Origin of the sequence: Streptomyces sp. NPDC018693 (assembly GCF_044391385.1) — a bacterium.
Classification (GTDB): domain Bacteria; phylum Actinomycetota; class Actinomycetes; order Streptomycetales; family Streptomycetaceae; genus Streptomyces.
In genome coordinates, this window is sequence record NZ_JBIRZZ010000003.1 from 512,867 (window position 1) to 531,247 (window position 18,381).

Consider the following 18,381-nt stretch of genomic DNA (forward strand, 5'->3'; position numbering starts at 1 on the left):
ATCTGGTGTCGCGGCGGCTGGTTTCGCATCCGTGCGGGCGGCCGACGCGTCTACGTCGGTATGGACCGTGTTGATCTGCGCAAGCCGCCGGTGCGGCAGGAGCCGCCCGAGGGGTGTCTCGTCGTCGCGATCCGGATGCCGGTGCGGATCGTCGCGCTGGTGGTGGTGCTGCCGGTGCGCATGGCGTGGGACGCCCTCGTCGTCGCCTGGAGGTTCCTCGGGCGGACGGTGTTCCGGCCGGTGGGGCGGGCGCTCGGGTGGCTGGCGAAGGCGCTGTTGGTGTGGCCGTTCGTCGCGCTGTGGCGATATGTGGTGGTGCCCGTCGGCCGGGGGTTCGGGTGGCTGGGGCGGCTGCTGGTGGTGGTGCCGGCGGTGTGGCTGTACCGGTATGTGCTGACGCCCGTCGGGCACGGTCTCGGGTGGCTCGCATGGGGGATCGGGGCCGGGCTGGCGTGGGCGTACGCGCGCGTGCTGACGCCGGTCGGGCATGGGCTGATGTGGCTGCTGGCGGGGATCGGGGCCGGGCTGTGGGCCATCGCCGTCTGGGCGTACGTCGGGGTGGCCTGGCTGCTGCGGTATGCGGTCGTCGTGCCCGTGGTGTGGGTGGTGCGGTATCTGGTCGTCGTGCCCGTGGTGTGGGTGGTGCGGTATCTGGTCGTCGTGCCCGTGGTGTGGGTGGTGCGGTGTCTCGTCGTCGTGCCCGCGCGCTGGTTGTACGCGCGCGTGCTGACGCCCGTCGGGCGGGGCGGCGCGTGGCTGCTGCGGGTGCTCGTCACCGGGGTCGGGGTGGCGCTGTACTGGGTGGGGCGGGTGCTGTTCGTGGTGCCCGCGCTGGCGCTGTGGCGGTGGGTACTGGTGCCCGTCGGGCGGTTCCTGGGCGTGCTCGCTCGGGAGGTGGGGGAGGCGCTCGGGCACGCCTGGCGGGTGGCGGGGTATGTCTCGCTGGCCGTGGGGCGGTTCCTGGGGACGCTCCTGCGGTGGATGTTCGTCGAGCCGGTGCGGTGGGTGTACCGGACGGTGCTCACCCCCGTGGGACACGTCCTGCGGGACGCCGTCCTGCGGCCCGTCGCCGAGGCGGCGCGTGGGGTGGGCCGGGCCGGCCGCCAGGCCCTCGCCGCCGCCCGCGAGACCGTACGGCAGGCCCGTGCCGACGTACGCCGGGCCCTGTTCGGGACGCCCCGGGAGAGGGAGGCGGTGCGCGGGCGGGAACCTCAGCCGTCCGGGACACGTACTCTTGGTAGAAGTACGACCGCTCTCACGAAGGACTGAACGACACTGGGCAAGCGACAGCCCGAAGGCCCGCCGCCCGCACCCGCGGTGCAGCGCATCCGACTGCGCTACACCAAGCGCGGCCGCCTCCGGTTCACCAGCCACCGTGACTTCCAGCGCGCCTTCGAGCGTGCGCTGCGCCGTGCCGAGGTGCCGATGGCGTACTCGGCGGGGTTCACACCGCACCCGAAGGTGTCGTACGCCAATGCCGCACCCACCGGCACGGGCAGTGAGGCGGAGTACCTGGAGATCGCGCTCACCGAGGCGCGCGATCCGGAGACGCTGCGCGTCCTCCTCGACGAGTCGCTGCCCCCCGGGCTGGACGTCGTCGAGGCGGTCGAGGCTCGGACCTCCGGGCTCGCCGACCGGCTGACGGCTTCGGTGTGGGAGCTGCGGCTGGACGAGGTCGACCCGGCCGAGGCCGACCGCGCGGTGGCCGCGTTCGACGCGGCCGGCGCCGTCGAGGTGCAGCGCCGCACCAAGAACGGCGTCCGCACTTTCGACACTCGCGCCGCCGTCGTCAGTCTTGAAACACGGGAAACAACGGAAACACACAGTTCGCAGGCTGATAGGCCCAGCGACCAGCCCTGTGCGATACTGCGGCTGGTTGTTCGGCACGTGACGCCTGCCGTACGACCCGACGACGTCCTGTCCGGTCTCCGCGCCGTGGCCGACCTGGCGCCGCCGGTCCCCGCAGCGGTGACCAGGCTGGCGCAGGGGCTGCTCGATGAAGAGACCGGCGCGGTGACCGACCCGCTCGCGCCAGACCGCGAGGCCGCGACGGCCCTATCCACGGCCGGTTCCGCTGCCGCCGCGACAGCGCCGGCGTAGGGAAGGTTCCGCTCAGGGACGGACGTCGTAGCGCCGCCCTCGTACTCGGGAGCCACCTGGGTCGGGCAGCGCACCGACCAGAAGACTTTCGCCAGGCCGTACGCAACATGGCGTACGGAACCGGCGAGACAGGACACAGAGAGCTCCCGTGCGGCGCCCGCGCCCCGGACGGCGGCACCCGCGCACCGCGCGAGCCGCGGACGTCAACGGCGGACGATCCCCATGATCGTCGCCGGACCAGGCGCGGCGCCCGGGAGCCTGACGGGAGAACCGCCCGCATGCTCGAACCGACCGAACCCACTCAGGGTTCCGAACTGAACACTCCCAGCGACACCCTGCCGCCGCGTCGTCGGCGCCGTGCCGCTTCCCGGCCCGCCGGTCCGCCGGCCACCGCCTCCGAGGCACCGGCGGAAGTCACCGCTTCGGCCATACCGGCCGAGGAGGCCGCCGTGGAGAAGACCGAGGCCGAGGTGCCCGAGGCCGAGGCCCAGGAGACCGAGGCCGCAGAGGCCCTGGCCCTGGCTGCCGAGTCCGAAGAGCCCGTCCCGGCTCAGGAGGCTCCTGTCGAGGAGGTCGCGGCCAAGGGTCGTACGCGTCGTCGTGCCACGCGTCGTGTGTCCGCGCCCGCCGGGGCTCCGGCGTCGGTGGAGGCCGCCGAGACCGTCGTGCCCGCGACGGCCGCGCCCAGCGAGGCCGAGGAGGCCGCCGTGACCGAGACGCCGTCCGCAGAGACCGTCGCCGAGACCGCCGCCGAGACCGCCGAAGCGCCCGCCGCTCGTCCGCGCCGTCGTGCCACCCGCCGGGCGTCCGCGCCCGCCGCTGAGCCGGTCGAGGCGCCGGAGGAGGCGGCAGCGGTCGTTGAGGCCGCCCCGGCTCAGGAGGCCCCTGTCGAGGAGGCCGCGCCCAAGGGGCGTACACGCCGTCGTGCCACCCGTAAGGTGACCGCGCCGGCCGAGGCCCCCGAGGCCGAGGTCGTCGCCGACACCCGTGCGGCCCGTGCTGTGGAGGCCGAGGCCGCCGAGCCCGCCGTCGAGGAGGCGGCCGCCGAGGTCACCGGCGTGGCCATGCCCGCCGCCGGGACCGCCGCGCAGGCCACCACCGGCGAGGAGCAGCCCGCCGAGGAGGCGGCGCCGCGGCGCGGACGTCGCCGCGTCGTCCGCAAGGCCGCCGGCGGGTTCGCCGCGCCCGCCACCGTCGCCGAGGGCGCCGAGTCCGAGGCGCCGCGTCGCCCGGCGCGGCCCGCGGTGGCCGTCTTCCAGCCGCCCGTGTTCGCCGAGCCGAAGTTCCAGACGCCCGAGCGGGCCGCCGCCGAGGCCGCTGCCGCCGAGGCGGAGGCCGAGCCCGTGGAGGCCGAGCCCGTGGAGGCCGAGGAGCTCGCGGAGGAGCCCACCGCGTCGCGACGCCGTCGCCGGCGCCGGGGTGCCGAGCGGGGCGAGGAGCTCATGGCTCCCACCTTCCAGACGCCCGAGACCGTGCAGGCCGCCGAGCCCGCCGCCGAGGAGGAGGCCGAGGAGGCCGAGGACCTCGTCGAGGGGGAGGAGGCCGAGGAGGCCGAGGAGACCGGCTCGCGCCGCCGTCGCCGCCGGGGCGGCCGTCGTCGCCGCAGGGGCGAGGCCGTCGAGGGCGAGGCGGGCGAGGGCGCGGACGCCGAGGAGCTCGCCGCCGAGCAGGCCGCGCAGGACGCCGAGGACACGGCCGAGCAGGAGGAAGAGGACGCCGAGGAGGGCGGGGCCGACGAGGGCGCCGGCTCCACCGCCGGCAGCCGTCGCCGCCGCCGTCGCCGGCGCCGGGCCGGTGACACGGCCGTCGAGACCGAGCCGTCCGCCGACGACCCCGAGCGCACCGTCGTCAAGGTCCGCGAGCCCCGCAAGCCCGCCGAGCCGTCCGACGAGGTGCAGTCCATCAAGGGCTCGACCCGTCTGGAGGCGAAGAAGCAGCGCCGCCGGGAGGGCCGTGAGCAGGGCCGCCGACGCGTTCCGATCATCACCGAGGCCGAGTTCCTGGCCCGCCGTGAGGCCGTCGAACGGGTGATGGTGGTCCGCCAGCACGGCGACCGTACGCAGATCGGCGTCCTGGAGGACGGCGTGCTCGTCGAGCACTACGTCAACAAGGAGCAGTCGACGTCGTACGTCGGCAATGTGTACCTGGGCAAGGTGCAGAACGTGCTGCCGTCGATGGAGGCCGCCTTCATCGACATCGGCAAGGGCCGCAACGCCGTGCTGTATGCCGGTGAGGTGAACTTCGAGGCGCTGGGCATGGCCAACGGGCCGCGGCGCATCGAGTCCGCGCTGAAGTCCGGGCAGTCCGTGCTCGTCCAGGTCACCAAGGACCCGATCGGGCACAAGGGCGCGCGGCTGACCAGCCAGGTCTCGCTGCCGGGCCGCTACCTGGTCTACGTCCCCGAAGGGTCGATGACCGGCATCAGCCGCAAGCTGCCCGACACCGAGCGGGCGCGGCTGAAGACGATCCTCAAGAAGATCGTCCCCGAGGACGCGGGCGTCATCGTGCGCACCGCGGCCGAGGGTGCGAGCGAGGAGGAGCTGCGCCGGGACGTCGAGCGGCTGCAGGCGCAGTGGGAGGAGATCCAGAGGAAGGCCAAGAGCGGCAACGCTCCGACGCTGCTGTACGGCGAGCCGGACATGACGGTCCGGGTCGTGCGCGACATCTTCAACGAGGACTTCTCCAAGGTCATCGTCAGCGGTGACGACGCCTGGCAGACCATCCACGGGTACGTCTCGCATGTCGCGCCGGACCTCGCGGGGCGGCTGTCGAAGTGGACGTCCGAGGTCGACGCGTTCGCCACGTACCGGATCGACGAGCAGCTCGCCAAGGCGCTGGACCGCAAGGTCTGGCTGCCCAGCGGCGGTTCGCTGGTGATCGACCGGACCGAGGCGATGGTCGTCGTCGACGTCAACACCGGCAAGTTCACCGGCCAGGGCGGCAACCTGGAGGAGACGGTCACCAGGAACAACCTGGAGGCGGCCGAGGAGATCGTGCGCCAGCTGCGGCTGCGCGACCTCGGCGGCATCATCGTGATCGACTTCATCGACATGGTGCTGGAGTCCAACCGGGACCTGGTGCTGCGGCGCCTGCTGGAGTGCCTGGGCCGGGACCGTACGAAGCACCAGGTCGCCGAGGTGACCTCGCTGGGTCTGGTGCAGATGACCCGCAAGCGGGTGGGCCAGGGGCTGCTGGAGTCGTTCTCCGAGACCTGCGTCCACTGCAACGGGCGCGGTGTCCTCGTCCACCTCGACCAGCCGTCGGCGGCCGGCGGCAAGCGCAAGAAGCGCGGCCGGGGCGGGGAGCACACGCATGAGCACGAGGCCGTCGTCGAGGTGCCGGAGGGCGCCGAGGTGTCCGAGCCCGTCGTGACCGCCGAGGAGGAGGCGGAGCGCGAGGTCGAGGCGGCCGCGGTGGCCGTGCCGGTCGCGCTGCCCTCGCCTGACTTCGCGCCGGACGAGGAGCTGTACAGCAGCGTCGCCGAGGCGGAGGCGGCGGCCACACGCGGCCGTACCCGCCGCCGGGCGAGCCGTCGAGCGTCGGCTCCGGCGGGCGCGCCGAAGAAGGCGGAGGTGTCGCGGAAGGCGCAGGCGCCCAAGGCGGTGGAGACCGAGAAGGCGGCGGAGGCGGCGGAGGCCGCGGAGCCCGTGAAGGCGGCGGAAGCCGTGGCGGAGCCCGCCGCGCAGGTGCCGACCGCGCAGGACGTCACCGTCGCGGCGGAGGTGGCGCGTCCGGTGCAGCCGGCCGAGGCCGCCGTCGCGTACGCCGAGCCGGTCGCCGTGGAGGACCCGGTCGTCGAGGCCGCCGCCCCGGCCGTCGAGGAGGCCCCGCAGGGCCGTACGCGCCGTCGCGCCACCCGCAAGGCGTCCGCGCCGGCCGGTTCCCCGGCGGGCTCGGAGGCGGCCGTGGTGACGGTCGCCGAGCCCGCGGCCGTTCAGGCGCCCGCCGAGCAGGCGGAGGCCCCGGTCGCCGCCGAGGCCGAGGCCGAGCCGGTCGCCGCCGGGAGCGCGGCTCCGGCCCGTCCGCGGCGCCGCGCGGTCCGCAAGGCCACCGCTCCTACCGCGTCCGAGGAGGCGGCCGTCGTGGTCGTCCCGGCGGCGACGGAGGAGCCGGCGGTCGCTGAGGCCCCCGCCGAGGAGGAGCCGGTCGAGTCCGCCGAGGACGCCGCGCCCGCGGCCAAGAAGACGGCCCGCAAGGCCGCCAAGAAGGCCACGGCGAAGAAGGCCGCCACCAAGAAGACGACGGCCAAGAAGACCGCGGCGAAGAAGACGGCCGCCAAGAAGACGACGGCCAAGAAGGCGGCCAAGTCGGTGGCGAAGAAGACCGCGGCGGCGCAGCAGAGCGTGCCGTCGGTGTCGGCCTCGGCCGACGAGGGCTGAGACCAGGGCTGAGCGGCCCGATTGTCCGGTGTGCGGTCGACGTGATCGGTCGCACACCGGCGGGGCCCGCCCCGGTTTGACCCCTTCGGCGGTGGGCCCGTAACCTTGACCGTCGGCGTGTCGACTGAGCACGCCACATCCCCGTAAACCTCTTCCTCCCGGGCATTCGGTGGCCGGGAGAGGCTGTCCGCGGCATCGTGGGCGGCTGGCCTGCGGGGGTGCCGTTTTCCGAGCGAAAGAGAGATCCGCGTGTACGCCATCGTGCGCAGCGGTGGTCGTCAGCACAAGGTTGCTGTCGGCGACATCGTTGAGGTTGACAAGATTTCCACCGCCAAGGTTGGCGACACGGTCGAGCTCTCGACCCTGCTCGTTGTCGACGGCGACGCTGTGACCAGCGACCCGTGGGTGCTGGCCGGCATCAAGGTCCAGGCCGAGGTCGTGGACCACCACAAGGGCCAGAAGATCGACATTCTGCGCTACAAGAACAAGACCGGCTACCGCCGTCGTCAGGGCCACCGCCAGCAGTACACGGCGATCAAGGTCACTGAGATCCCCGCGGCTGCGAAGTAAGGGACTGAGGAGAGATGGCACACAAGAAGGGCGCATCGTCCACCCGTAACGGTCGTGACTCCAACGCTCAGCGCCTCGGCGTGAAGCGCTTCGGCGGTCAGGTCGTCAACGCGGGTGAGATCCTGGTTCGTCAGCGTGGCACCCACTTCCACCCGGGCGCCGGTGTCGGCCGTGGCGGCGACGACACGCTGTTCGCGCTGCAGGCCGGTTCGGTGCAGTTCGGCACCCACCGTGGCCGCAAGGTCGTGAACATCGTTCCGGTCGCCTGAGCTCAGGCACAGACCGAACGTTTCGCGAGGCGGACCTCACTTCCCGGTCGGGAAGGCGGGTCCGCCTTTCGCGTGTTACTACGAAGACATACCCGTACGTTCCAAGAAATCCGTACGTTTCTGGAGGCACTGAACCATGACCACCTTCGTGGACCGCGTCGAGCTGCACATCGCCGCGGGTAACGGAGGTCACGGCTGTGCCTCCGTCCACCGTGAGAAGTTCAAGCCGCTCGGCGGCCCCGACGGCGGCAACGGCGGGCGTGGCGGCGATGTGATCCTCACCGTCGACCAGTCGATCACCACGCTGCTCGACTACCACCACTCCCCGCACCGCAAGGCCACCAACGGCAAGCCGGGGGAGGGCGGCAACCGCTCCGGCAAGGACGGGCAGGACCTGGTCCTCCCCGTGCCGGACGGCACCGTCGTCCTCGACAAGGCGGGCAACGTCCTGGCCGACCTGGTCGGGCACGGTACGTCCTTCATCGCCGCCCAGGGCGGCCGGGGCGGCCTCGGCAACGCGGCGCTGGCGAGCGCCCGCCGCAAGGCGCCCGGTTTCGCGCTGCTCGGTGAGCCCGGTGACCTGAGGGACATCGTCCTGGAGCTGAAGACGGTCGCCGATGTGGCGCTGGTCGGCTACCCGAGCGCCGGCAAGTCGTCGCTGATCTCCGTGCTGAGCGCCGCGAAGCCGAAGATCGCCGACTATCCGTTCACGACCCTGGTGCCCAACCTGGGTGTGGTGACCGCCGGGTCGACCGTCTACACCATCGCCGACGTCCCCGGTCTGATCCCGGGCGCCAGCCAGGGCAAGGGCCTGGGCCTGGAGTTCCTGCGGCACGTCGAGCGGTGCAGCGTCCTGGTGCACGTCCTGGACACGGCGACCCTGGAGTCCGACCGTGACCCCGTCTCCGACCTCGATGTCATCGAGGAGGAGCTCAAGCAGTACGGCGGACTCGGCAACCGTCCCCGTGTCGTCGTCCTGAACAAGATCGACGTACCGGACGGCCGGGACCTCGCCGAGATGGTGCGGCCGGATCTGGAGGGGCGCGGTTACCGCGTGTTCGAGGTGTCCGCGGTCGCGCACATGGGGCTGAAGGAGCTGTCGTTCGCGCTGGCCGAGCTGGTGGCGAGGGCGCGGGCCGCGCGGCCGAAGGAGGAGGCCACGCGGATCGTCATCCGGCCCAAGGCCGTCGACGACGCCGGCTTCACCGTCACGCGGGAGGACGACGGGCTGTTCCGGGTGCGCGGCGAGAAGCCCGAACGCTGGGTGCGGCAGACCGACTTCAACAACGACGAGGCCGTCGGCTATCTCGCGGACCGCCTCAACCGCCTCGGTGTGGAGGAGGAGTTGATGAAGGCGGGGGCGCGCTCCGGCGACGGTGTCGCCATCGGCCCCGAGGACAACGCCGTCGTGTTCGACTGGGAGCCGTCCGTCATGGCCGGCGCCGAGATGCTCGGCCGCCGTGGCGAGGACCACCGCTTCGACGCGCCGCGACCCGCGACCCAGCGGCGCCGGGACCGGCAGGCCGAACGGGACGAGGCACAGCGGGACTTCGACGACTTCGAACCGTTCTAGCGCGTGCTCCCACGCGTTCACCAAGTCGCCGTCAAAAGGGCCGGAGGACTACAACTTTTTCGAGCGATCGCTCGTCTTCCCTGAGACGACTGTTGGCTCCTGTTGTCGGCCTCTGTCAGGAGCCGTACCTCACCGCTGGACGGGAAGTCCGGCACGACCTGGCCGTCGCGGACCAGCCGCAGCTACTTCAGGTTGCTGCCGCGGCGCACCAGCTCCTCGTGCATGGCGTCGCGCAGCGGCTTGCTGCGGCCCGCCTTGTACACCTTGCGGCGCAGCCGGGCCTGGTGGTACCAGCGGGCTTGAAGTCGTAGCCGCGGCCCTCGTGTTCTCCGGCGACCGGCAGCTTGACGGAGGTGTGCCGGTCGAGGATGCACTGCATGTCCGGCTCGTTGCCCGGGGAGCGCAGGAAGAGGTTCCAACGGCCCGCCTTGAGCGGCAGGTTGCCCGCGCCGCCCATCCGGGACGGCGTGAAGGTGGCCGCGAAGCGGCCGCCGACGTCCGTGGTCAGCTAGACGGTCTTCTCGTCGAAGCTGTCTGCCCAGCGCACATCGGTGACGCAGGCGCGCAGGCTGCGGCCGGTGAACTTGAGGTATCCGATGTTGCCGGCCAGCACCGCGAGTTCGACGCGGTCGGTGTCCTCTCCGAGGGAGAGCGGCACCCGGATCTGCAGGTCCGGCGGCGCGTCGGCGACGACGGTGCCGAAGGTGCGCTTCTTGCCCTCCAGGTCGGTGGCGACGAGTTCACGTCGTGCTGCTGCCCGAGCACATCGACGCCACCGGCACCGATGTCGCCAGCGGCGGCGCCGACCCCGCGCAGGTCGCCACCCGCACCTGGTCTACGGGAAGTCGAGCCGTTCGCCACTCTTGCGGTTGGTGACGATCAGCGCGACCCGCTCGTTCGCCGACAGCGGCACCCGCATCTCGCCCTCCAGCTCCGGGATGTCGTCGACCTGGCCGCGGTCGGTGATCAGGGCGCGGTCCCGCTCGATGCGCAGCTTGAGTGAGCCGTTGGCGGTGGTGGGCAGCAGCCGGAGGTTCTCGTCGAGCCACTGGTAGGTGGCGTGGTTCTGGGCGGCGGCGCCGCTGGTGTGGACGGCCTTACTGCGGACCAGGTCGGCCGAGGCGATGCAGATGCCCAGGTGCCAAGAAGCGGCTGACGGACTGCACGGCGGCCGTGCGGTCGCGGACCGCCTTGGGCTCGGAGCGGCGCTGGGTGATGGAGAGGGCGGCCTCGCCGTCGCGCAGTCGCCAGTAGTACGTGGGGCGCTGATGTGGTGGACCGACCTGGCCAGGGACTGGGCCGGGACGATCACCGGGCGACCTTGTTGCAGGCGATGCGGTCGGTCAGCAGCCGCAGGTCGCGGGTGACGTGGGTGGCCTGGACGGCGCCGCGCGAGAGGATGCGGTGCATCGGCGACTGCCAGATCCTGCTGCTGTTGACGTGCAGCACATTGCCGGTGACGAAGTCGGAGCCGGACTCGTCGAGGCTGGCCAGCATCAGGCGGTAGGCATCGGACGGTATGACGTCGTCACTGTCGACGAAGGCGATGAACTCGCTCTGCGGCGACAGGTTCTCCAGGCCGGTGTTGCGGGCCGCGCCCAGGCCGCCGTTCTCCCGGGTCACCAGCCGGAACCGCGCGTCCTTCGCGGCGAACTCCTCGGCGATGGCCGCGGAGCCGTCCGGTGAGCCGTCGTCGACCATGATGACCTCGAGGTCGGGCATGGTCTGCGCTTCCAGCGACGCCAGACACGCGGGCAGATACCGCTCCACGTTGTAGATCGGGACGATGACACTATTGGTCAGGCCCGCTCGGCGAGGGCGAGTGCCTGCGCGGGTGTCGGAGCGTGGGTGCGCTCGGGGAACGGGACGAAGGGCAGCGGGGTGTCCTCGCCGAGGAAGACGCGTCGGACGACCCGTTCGGCTGCGTGTCCGTCGTCGAATTCGCAGAAACGCTCGCGGAAGGCGGCGCGGCGCTCCGTGGTGACCGCGGTGTCGTAGTCACCGGTGTCGAGCAGGCGGATCAGTTCGGCCTGGGAGGTGGAGACCGCGCCGGGGGACTCCTGCAGCAGGTCGAAGTAGGTGCCGCGGACCGCGGAGTACACGTCCCAGTCGGGGGCGTGGATGATGATCGGCCGGTCCAGGACCGCGTAGTCGAACATCGCGGAGGAGTAGTCCGTGATGAGCGCGTCGGCGGCGAGGTACAGCTCCTCGACCGGGTGGTGGGCCGACACGTCGATGATCCGGCCGCTGCGGCGCAGGTCGTCGAGGTGGGTGTCGGCGCCGTAGAAGTAGTGGCCGCGCACCAGCAGGGTGACGTCCGGGCCGAGTTCCTCGGCCATCCGGGCGAGGTCGAGGCCCGGCCGGAAGTCGGGCTGGTACTCGCGGTGGGTCGGCATGTACAGGAAGGCGCGGGTGCCGTCGGCGAGGCCGAGCGTGGCACGGGCCCGGCGCACGTCGGCGGCCGTGGCGTTCACCAGGACGTCGTTGCGCGGGTAGCCGGTCTCCAGGGTGGTGTACGAGCAGGGGTAGACGCGCTCCCAGACGGTGGTGGAGAACCGGTTGGAGCTGATGCTGAAGTCCCAGCGGTCGCAGCGCTCCAGGAGCTTGTCGAAGTTCATGTCGGTGGACGCGGGGTACTTGCGCTGGTCCAGGCCCATGGTCTTCAGCGGTGTGCCGTGGTGGGTCTGGACGTGGATCTGGCCCTCGCGCTTGACCACGACGTCCGCGAAGTTCACGTTGTTGACGAGGTACTTGGCGCGGGCGAGGGCCGCCCAGTACTCGCGGGATCCGACGCGTACGACGTCGACGCCTGCGGGTGCCTTGGCGGCGGCGTCCGGCCGGAGCACCCACACGCGGCGGATGTGCGGGGCGAGACGGGCCAGTTGGGCGTCGATGGCCGCCGGGTTGCAGGAGACGCTGCGGTTCCAGTACGCGGAGAACACCGCGAGGTTGTCGTCGAGCGGCAGGCGCAGCTGGGACTGGTAGAAGGCGCCCATCGCGCCGCGCTTGGAGAGGGTGACGGCGGCGCCGGCCTTCTTCTTGACCCGCTGACGGAACTTCACCGCGGTCATCGCGCCGGCCCAGGCCGCGTAGGCGTCCCGCTCGATGAGGGCGAACTTCTTGCCCTTGCCGGCGGGCGGGCGCGTGAAGCCCTGCGGCACCCGGGCCCGGTAGTGGGCGGACGCCTTGTGGAAGAACTCGGCGCGGTCGGCGCTGGGCAGTCGGCCGGGCTTCTCCAGCACGGTCAGGTAGTGGCCGATCATCTTGCGGAACAGCGGCTCGCGCCACTGGTCGAGCTCGGGGTGCGCGTCGAGGAAGTCGAAGACGCGGCCGTACTGGTCGAAGATGTCGAAGTGCTTGCGGCTGGTGGTCTTGAGGATGTTGCCGCCCTCCCTGCGCTGCCGGTACAGCACGCCCACGCGGTCGAGGAGGGCGATGCTGTCGGCGCTGATCAGGGAGCAGTACGTCCAGGGGGCGTCCTCGTAGTACCCGGTGGGGAAGGTGAGGCCCACGCGGTCGACGAAGTCGCGGCGGTACGCCTTGTTCCACACGATCTGCAGCAGATCGAGCAGCTGGGGGCGGTCGGCCAGCCGGAAGGCGTCCTGGCCGCCGCTTCCGTCGCTGTCGTCGCTCTTGAGCAGGTCGGCGCGGTAGTTGCGCTCGATCCGGCCGTCCCAGTAGGAGCGGGCGTAGTCGTAGATGAGGATGTCGGGGTTCCCGGTGGCGTCGAGGCGCTCGGCGATCGCAGCGAGGGAGCCCTCGGTCATGGTGTCGTCACTGTCGAGGAACAGGACGTACTCGCCCCGGGCCTTCTCCAGGCCGGCGTTGCGGGCGTACCCCAGACCCACGTTCTCTGTGAGATGGATCACGTGAACGCGGGCGTCGCGGCGCGCGTAGTCGTCGAGGATGGCTCCGGATCCGTCCGGTGAGCAGTCGTCGACCGCGATGACCTCGAAGTCCGTGTAGTCCTGGCCGAGGACGGAGTCGAGACACTCGGAGAGATAGCCCTGCACCTTGTACGCAGGGACGATGAGTGAGAGTCGGGGCATCCTTACAACCTGTTCCGAGGGCTGACCGCGAGGGGGAGGGCGGGCCGGGATGCCCGCCGGCGGCCCGGGGTACCGCAGCCCTCAGGGTAAAGGATTCACGTGTTGTTTCCGTGGGCGAGGTGGTGGAGCCGGTGCGGCCCCCGCGGACGCGCCCCGCTGCGGTGAGATCTCTCTCGCGGCCGCCTTTTCGCTTCCTTTGGTGCTCTTCACGCGCTATGCCCGATTCGATTTTCCCGCGCGCAAGGGCGAGTCTGCATGCGATGACCGTTGATGGAGGAGGCTTGCGGATGAGCTGGCTGGTCACGGGTGGGGCCGGATACATCGGGGCGCACGTGGTGCGCGCCCTGGTCGGGGGTGACCAGAGCGTCGTCGTGTACGACGACCTGTCGACCGGCAGCGCCGAGCGGGTGCCCGAGGGTGTGCCCCTGGTCGTCGGCAGCGTGCTCGACGCCGAGCGGCTCACACAGGCCGTACGTGACCACGCGGTGACCGGAGTCGTCCACATCGCCGCCAAGAAGCAGGTCGGCGAGTCGGTGGAACAGCCGCTCCACTACTACCGGGAGAACGTCACCGGCCTGCAGACCCTGCTGGAGGTCATGACGGCGAACGGCGTCGACCGCCTCGTCTTCTCCTCCTCCGCCGCCGTCTACGGCATGCCGGACGTGGACCTCGTCACGGAGGACACCCCCTGCCTGCCGATGAGCCCCTACGGCGAGACCAAGCTGGTCGGCGAGTGGCTGATCAACGCCGCCGCCGCGGCGCACGGCCTGCGCGCCGCCTCCCTGCGGTACTTCAACGTCGCCGGTGCCGCGAGCCCCGAACTGGCCGACACGGGCGTCTTCAACCTCATCCCCATGGTGTTCGAGCGCCTGGAGGCCGGCGAGGCCCCGCGGATCTTCGGCGACGACTACACCACGCCGGACGGCACCTGCGTGCGCGACTTCATCCACGTCCAGGACATCGCCTCCGCCCACCTCGCGGCGGCACGGCGCCTGGCGGACGCGGAGCCGGGGACGGCTCTGACGCTCAACATCGGGCGCGGCGAGGGCAGTTCCGTGCGGGAGATGGTGGACCGGATCCTGAAGGTCACCGGCTACGAGGACGTGGTTCCGGCGGTGGTGCCGCGCAGGCCCGGCGATCCGGCGCGGGTGGTGGCCTCGGCCGGCCGCATCCGGGAGGAGCTGGGCTGGTCGGCCCGGCACGACCTGGACGACATGATCGACTCGGCTTGGCAGGGGTGGCGGCACCGTCACTCCTGAGCCGGCGGACGGGTGGGAGGGGCCGTGAGGCGTCCCGCGGCCCCTCCCGTCGTCGCGGCTTCCGGCGGGAACCCGCCGGTCACCCGTGGCACGCTCAGGCGTGGGCTCCGGAGCAGCCGCTCTGGGGCTTGGTCTCGTCCCCCCCCTGACGGTGACCGCCCATATGGCGACCGGCGTGCCCTCGGCGATGTCGCCGCTCGCCCCCGGCCCGTGCGGTACGGAGCGTTGTGCCCGCGCGCGGAGGCGATGCGGTCGATGCTGCCGTCGCGGTTGATGTCGGGCCATGCCTCGATGCCCCGGCCGTCCGCCGTGGTCTCCTAGGATCGGATCGAGCTGCCGGGGATCCCGTTGTAGGGGTCGGCGTCCGCTGGGCGCGCCCTCTGTGCTGACGCGCTGCGGGGCCGCGGTGGCCGTTGCCCTGGGCGGCGAAGAGGAGGGCGGCGGCGACGTCCAAAGTTCAAAACGTCCTGTGGTCGGCCTGCCGCCCCCCGCCGTACCGGGGCGGCGCCCCCGCGTCAGATCAGTACGTCCTTGAAGTAGACGCTGGCCCTTTTCCGGGAATCTTCGACGGCCTCGGCCGCACCCGTGAGACCCAGTCGACGGCACCCGACGGCACCGGCCGCACCGTGGTCTCCACCCGCTACGACACCTCCGGCAACGTCACCGGCACCTCCGCGGCCTTCCACAACACGGGCGCGGCGGGCTCCGGGATGGTGCTCCCCACGGTGGCCGACCTGCCCTCCTACAACGACCCGATCCTCGACTGGGCGGGCCGGGAGACCGAGGTCCAGACGCTGGTCCACGGCACGCCCCAGCCCGACTACCACACCCGGACCTACTACTTCGGCGACCACACGACCACCGTCCCGGCGACCGGGGAGCGCACGGACCCCTACACCGACGTCTTCGACCAGGTCACCCGGGTCGTGGAGCACGGACCCGGCGGGCCGCAGTCGACCTCGTACGCGTACACCCGCAGCGGAGACCTGAAGAAGATCACCGACGCGAAGGGCAACACCACCGGCTACACCTACAACTGGCTCGGCGAACGCACGGCGACCACCGACCCGGACACCGGATCGTCCTCGAAGACCTACGACCAGAACGGCCGGATCGCCACAGCGACCGACGGCACCGGCACCACACTGACCTATGCGTACGACGCGCTCCAGCGGCCGACGACGATCAGCCAGGGCACCACGACGCTGCAGCGGATGACCTACGACAGCGCGCCCGGCGGTATCGGCCGTCCGGCGGCGTCCACGTCGTACGCGAACGGCAAGGCGTACACACAGAGCATCACCGGGTACGACGAGCGCGGCCGGGTGACGGGCCGTCAGTACACCGTGTCCGACGACGGCTACGACCTGGCCGACCACATGACGTCGGTGAGCTACCCGGCGGTCGGCGGCCTGCCCGCCGAGACGGTGACCACCACGTACAACGCCCGCGGCCTGCCGACGAAGATGTCGTCACCGCTGGCCACCTACCAGTCCGCCATCGGCTTCGACCGGATCGGGCGCCTCAACGCCCGCACCTACGGCACGAGCGGCGGCTCGAACGCCACGGTGAGCCGCGCCTACACGTGCAACGACACCAACGGCAGCGGCGCGCTGGCCAACATCAGGACCACCGTGACCACGGGCACCACCACCCAGGTCGCCCAGGACGACACGTTCACCCGCGACCTCGGCGGCCGGCTCACCGGCGTCACGGACGGCGTGACGAAGCAGAGCGAGTGCTACACGTACGACGAACCTCCTCGACCTCCAATGCCACCCTGCTGGCGCCTGGAAAGGGCGATGGCTCGCTGCTCGACCGTCTCGACGCCTTCGAGGACCTCGGCCAAACCATCGAATACATGCGGAGTTACCTGAACACCACCGGTGTGTGCGTGAGCGGCGGTGCCTCGTTCATCATCGGAGGCAGTGGAACCGTATGCCTCATCCGGACCACATCGGCCAAGGGCAAGACCGCGTGGGCGGTCTCTGGCACGGCTGAGGGCACCGTGGGGATCGACTTCGGGCTGGGTGGCAGCGGCGGTTTCCTGTTCAGCAACGCGGATTCGCTGGACCAGCCCCGTGGTCTCGGTTCGGGAGTCGACGCCGAGGCGGGGCCTTTCCGCGCATCGGGCACGACCGGGATCACGGGAGTGAGTGATATTCCGTCGGAACTCGGCAACGTCGCGTCGAGAATCGGCGACAAGATCGCCTCGATCTTCTGGACCCTGCCCTCGTCGGCGGCCTGTCCCACGCGGACAGGCCGCCGTCGGCGTTCCGGCACCGTCCGCGCAGTGGACCACCCGGGCACGCTCCGTACGCTTCGCGTAGATTGCCAGGCGGACAGCCGTAGCTACGCGAGGGGACCCGGGTCAACGTGTCAGGGGCAAGGCAGGGCGTGGCGGACGCCCGCAGGATCGTCGTCAAGGTCGGCTCCTCGTCGCTGACCACTGCCTCCGGCGGGCTCGACGCCGACCGGGTCGACGCGCTCGTCGACGTCCTCGCCAAGGTCCGCAGCGGCGGCGAGAAGGAGATCGTCCTGGTCTCCTCCGGCGCCATCGCCGCCGGCCTCGCCCCGCTCGGTCTGCGCCGCCGACCCAAGGACCTCGCCCGCCAGCAGGCCGCCGCCAGCGTCGGCCAGGGCCTGCTCGTCGCCCGCTACACCGCGTCCTTCGCCCGCTACGGCGTCCGCGTCGGCCAGGTGCTGCTGACCAGCGACGACATGAGCCGCCGCGCCCACCACCGCAACGCCTCCCGCACGCTGGACAAGCTGCTGGCGATGGGCGCCTTCCCGATCGTCAACGAGAACGACACCGTCGCCACCGACGAGATCCGCTTCGGCGACAACGACCGACTCGCCGCCCTCGTCGCCCACCTCGTCCACGCCGACCTGCTGGTGCTGCTCTCCGACGTGGACGGCGTGTACGACGGCGACCCCAGCAGGCCGGGCACCTCTCGGATCGCCGAGGTGCGCGGCCCCGCCGACCTCGCCGACGTCGAGATCGGCAGCGCCGGCCGGGCCGGCGTCGGCACCGGCGGCATGGTCACCAAGGTCGAGGCCGCCCGGATCGCGGCCGCCGCCGGCGTACCGGTGGTGCTGACCAGCGCCGTCCACGCGGCCGACGCCCTGGTCGGCGGCGACACCGGAACCTACTTCCACCCCACCGGCAGGCGTTCCGCGGACCGGCTGCTGTGGCTGCAGCACGCCTCGACCCCGCAGGGCTCGCTGACCCTCGACGACGGGGCGGTACGAGCGGTCGTCGAACGGCGCAAGTCGCTGCTGCCGGCCGGTATCGCGGCCGTCGAGGGCGAGTTCAACGCCGGCGACCCGGTCGAGCTGCGCGACGGCGCGGGGCACGCGGTGGCCCGCGGGCTGGTCAACTTCGACGCCAAGGAGATCCCCCAGCTCCTCGGCCGCTCGACCCGGGAGCTGGCCCGCGAGCTCGGGCCGGAGTACGAGCGGGAGATCATCCACCGCGACGACCTGGTGATCCTGCACCCGTAGCCCGCGCGCCGCGCGGGGCGCGCTGGCGAACAACTGTTCTTCGACGGGTCGAACGATCCGTACCGGTGGGGGACGTTCCGTGAAAGCGCCCCAAGGATCCCCCGCGCCTGCCAACTTTGTCTCAGAGACACATTCCGCACGAGCGCTGCACATGCGTAAAGGAGGCCGTCGTGAGACGAGTGCGCCCTGGGGTGGCGGCCGCCCGTGGCGGCACGGGCGGCCCCGGCGGGGCAGCCGCCCGCACGGCCGGCGAGGAGCGCACCCTGACCAGCGTCACCGCGGGTGACCGGTACGAGGAGCCCAAGGACCTGCCTCGCCTGTGGCACGTCACCCTCAGCGTCTCCGGCACGGAGGTCCCCCTCAAGGACCTGCGCCGCGCACTGGAGCAGCTCGCCCACGACCACCCCTTCCTGCTGACCAGCCGCTACGCCGTCGACCACGCCGAGATCCGCTACTGGGAGGAGGCCCGCGACCTGCACGACGCGGCCGCCGTCGCCCTGCGCCTGTGGGGCGAGCACCGCCAGAGCGCCGGGCTGCCGGCCTGGGAGATCGTCGGCCTGGAGGTCATCGACCGCGAGACCTACCACCAGCGCATCGCCGAGGGCTACGGCCCGCCCCCGGCGACCCCGGTGGGCGTGAACCCGTTCTGACCCGGCTGATCCGGCACCCGTTTTACCC

At 71.7% G+C, this 18,381-nt stretch carries 13 protein-coding genes and 1 pseudogene; 10 read left to right on the plus strand and 4 right to left on the minus strand.

Going from position 1 to position 18,381, the window contains the following annotated elements; all coding sequences use genetic code 11:
* Nucleotides 1-60 precede the first annotated feature (60 nt).
* The 6 genes from ACH5AC_RS10695 (at nt 61) to obgE (ending at nt 8,891) form a co-directional block, all read left to right on the plus strand.
* A complete protein-coding gene (locus tag ACH5AC_RS10695; RefSeq protein WP_398861358.1) occupies nt 61-1,269 on the plus strand; it encodes a hypothetical protein in 1,209 nt (402 codons plus the stop codon).
* Nucleotides 1,270-1,317: 48 nt separating this feature from the next.
* Nucleotides 1,318-2,100, plus strand: coding sequence for a TIGR03936 family radical SAM-associated protein (locus ACH5AC_RS10700; RefSeq protein ID WP_398861359.1), 783 nt, complete (start codon nt 1,318-1,320; stop codon nt 2,098-2,100).
* Nucleotides 2,101-2,378: 278 nt separating this feature from the next.
* Nucleotides 2,379-6,479, plus strand: a complete 4,101-nt coding sequence (locus ACH5AC_RS10705; RefSeq protein ID WP_398861360.1) for a ribonuclease E/G — start codon at nt 2,379-2,381, stop codon at nt 6,477-6,479.
* 249 nt (nt 6,480-6,728) lie between these two features.
* Nucleotides 6,729-7,049: a 50S ribosomal protein L21 gene (gene rplU / locus ACH5AC_RS10710; protein WP_004931419.1), complete on the plus strand. Its 321-nt coding sequence runs from the start codon at nt 6,729-6,731 to the stop codon at nt 7,047-7,049.
* A 14-nt stretch (nt 7,050-7,063) separates the two neighbouring features.
* Nucleotides 7,064-7,318 carry a 50S ribosomal protein L27 gene (gene rpmA / locus ACH5AC_RS10715; RefSeq protein WP_010041940.1) on the plus strand — a complete coding sequence of 85 codons (255 nt, stop codon included), beginning with the start codon at nt 7,064-7,066 and terminating at the stop codon, nt 7,316-7,318.
* 136 nt (nt 7,319-7,454) lie between these two features.
* The gene (obgE, locus tag ACH5AC_RS10720; protein WP_398861361.1) at nt 7,455-8,891 is read left to right on the plus strand and encodes a GTPase ObgE; all 1,437 of its coding nucleotides are present in this window, start codon (nt 7,455-7,457) and stop codon (nt 8,889-8,891) included.
* 182 nt (nt 8,892-9,073) lie between these two features.
* Here obgE and ACH5AC_RS10725 read toward each other — a convergent pair whose 3' ends face one another.
* The 4 genes and pseudogenes from ACH5AC_RS10725 to ACH5AC_RS10740 form a co-directional block, all read right to left on the minus strand.
* Nucleotides 9,074-9,265: a hypothetical protein gene (locus tag ACH5AC_RS10725; RefSeq protein WP_398861362.1), complete on the minus strand. Its 192-nt coding sequence runs from the start codon at nt 9,263-9,265 to the stop codon at nt 9,074-9,076.
* A gap of 134 nt (nt 9,266-9,399) precedes the next feature.
* Nucleotides 9,400-9,549: a hypothetical protein gene (locus tag ACH5AC_RS10730; RefSeq protein WP_398861363.1), complete on the minus strand. Its 150-nt coding sequence runs from the start codon at nt 9,547-9,549 to the stop codon at nt 9,400-9,402.
* Nucleotides 9,550-9,991: 442 nt separating this feature from the next.
* Nucleotides 9,992-10,694: pseudogene (locus ACH5AC_RS10735) on the minus strand (glycosyltransferase family 2 protein); the annotation flags it as partial.
* Nucleotides 10,691-12,940, minus strand: coding sequence for a CDP-glycerol glycerophosphotransferase family protein (locus tag ACH5AC_RS10740; protein ID WP_398861364.1), 2,250 nt, complete (start codon nt 12,938-12,940; stop codon nt 10,691-10,693). The pseudogene ACH5AC_RS10735 and the gene ACH5AC_RS10740, both read right to left, overlap by 4 nt.
* Before the next feature lie 287 nt (nt 12,941-13,227).
* Here ACH5AC_RS10740 and galE point away from each other — a divergent pair, with 287 nt between their 5' ends.
* The 4 genes from galE to ACH5AC_RS10760 all read left to right on the plus strand — a co-directional run bounded on the left by galE (nt 13,228) and on the right by ACH5AC_RS10760 (nt 18,353).
* A complete protein-coding gene (gene galE / locus ACH5AC_RS10745) occupies nt 13,228-14,199 on the plus strand; it encodes a UDP-glucose 4-epimerase GalE (protein WP_398861365.1) in 972 nt (323 codons plus the stop codon).
* A 626-nt stretch (nt 14,200-14,825) separates the two neighbouring features.
* Entirely contained in the window at nt 14,826-16,076 is a 1,251-nt protein-coding gene (locus ACH5AC_RS10750) for a hypothetical protein (RefSeq protein ID WP_398861366.1), read from the plus strand.
* A gap of 520 nt (nt 16,077-16,596) precedes the next feature.
* Nucleotides 16,597-17,703 carry a glutamate 5-kinase gene (gene proB, locus ACH5AC_RS10755; RefSeq protein ID WP_398861637.1) on the plus strand — a complete coding sequence of 369 codons (1,107 nt, stop codon included), beginning with the start codon at nt 16,597-16,599 and terminating at the stop codon, nt 17,701-17,703.
* 179 nt (nt 17,704-17,882) lie between these two features.
* Entirely contained in the window at nt 17,883-18,353 is a 471-nt protein-coding gene (locus tag ACH5AC_RS10760; RefSeq protein WP_398861638.1) for a hypothetical protein, read from the plus strand.
* Nucleotides 18,354-18,381: the final 28 nt, after the last annotated feature.

What these genes read in the sequence shown, in the direction of transcription:
- ACH5AC_RS10695 (WP_398861358.1), top strand. Translation starts at nt 61, where the DNA reads ATGGACCGTGTTGATCTGCGCAAGCCGCCGGTGCGGCAGGAGCCGCCC.
- ACH5AC_RS10705 (WP_398861360.1), top strand. Translation starts at nt 2,379, where the DNA reads ATGCTCGAACCGACCGAACCCACTCAGGGTTCCGAACTGAACACTCCC.
- rpmA (WP_010041940.1), top strand. Translation starts at nt 7,064, where the DNA reads ATGGCACACAAGAAGGGCGCATCGTCCACCCGTAACGGTCGTGACTCC.
- obgE (WP_398861361.1), top strand. Translation starts at nt 7,455, where the DNA reads ATGACCACCTTCGTGGACCGCGTCGAGCTGCACATCGCCGCGGGTAAC.
- ACH5AC_RS10740 (WP_398861364.1), bottom strand. Translation starts at nt 12,940, where the DNA reads ATGCCCCGACTCTCACTCATCGTCCCTGCGTACAAGGTGCAGGGCTAT.
- galE (WP_398861365.1), top strand. Translation starts at nt 13,228, where the DNA reads ATGAGCTGGCTGGTCACGGGTGGGGCCGGATACATCGGGGCGCACGTG.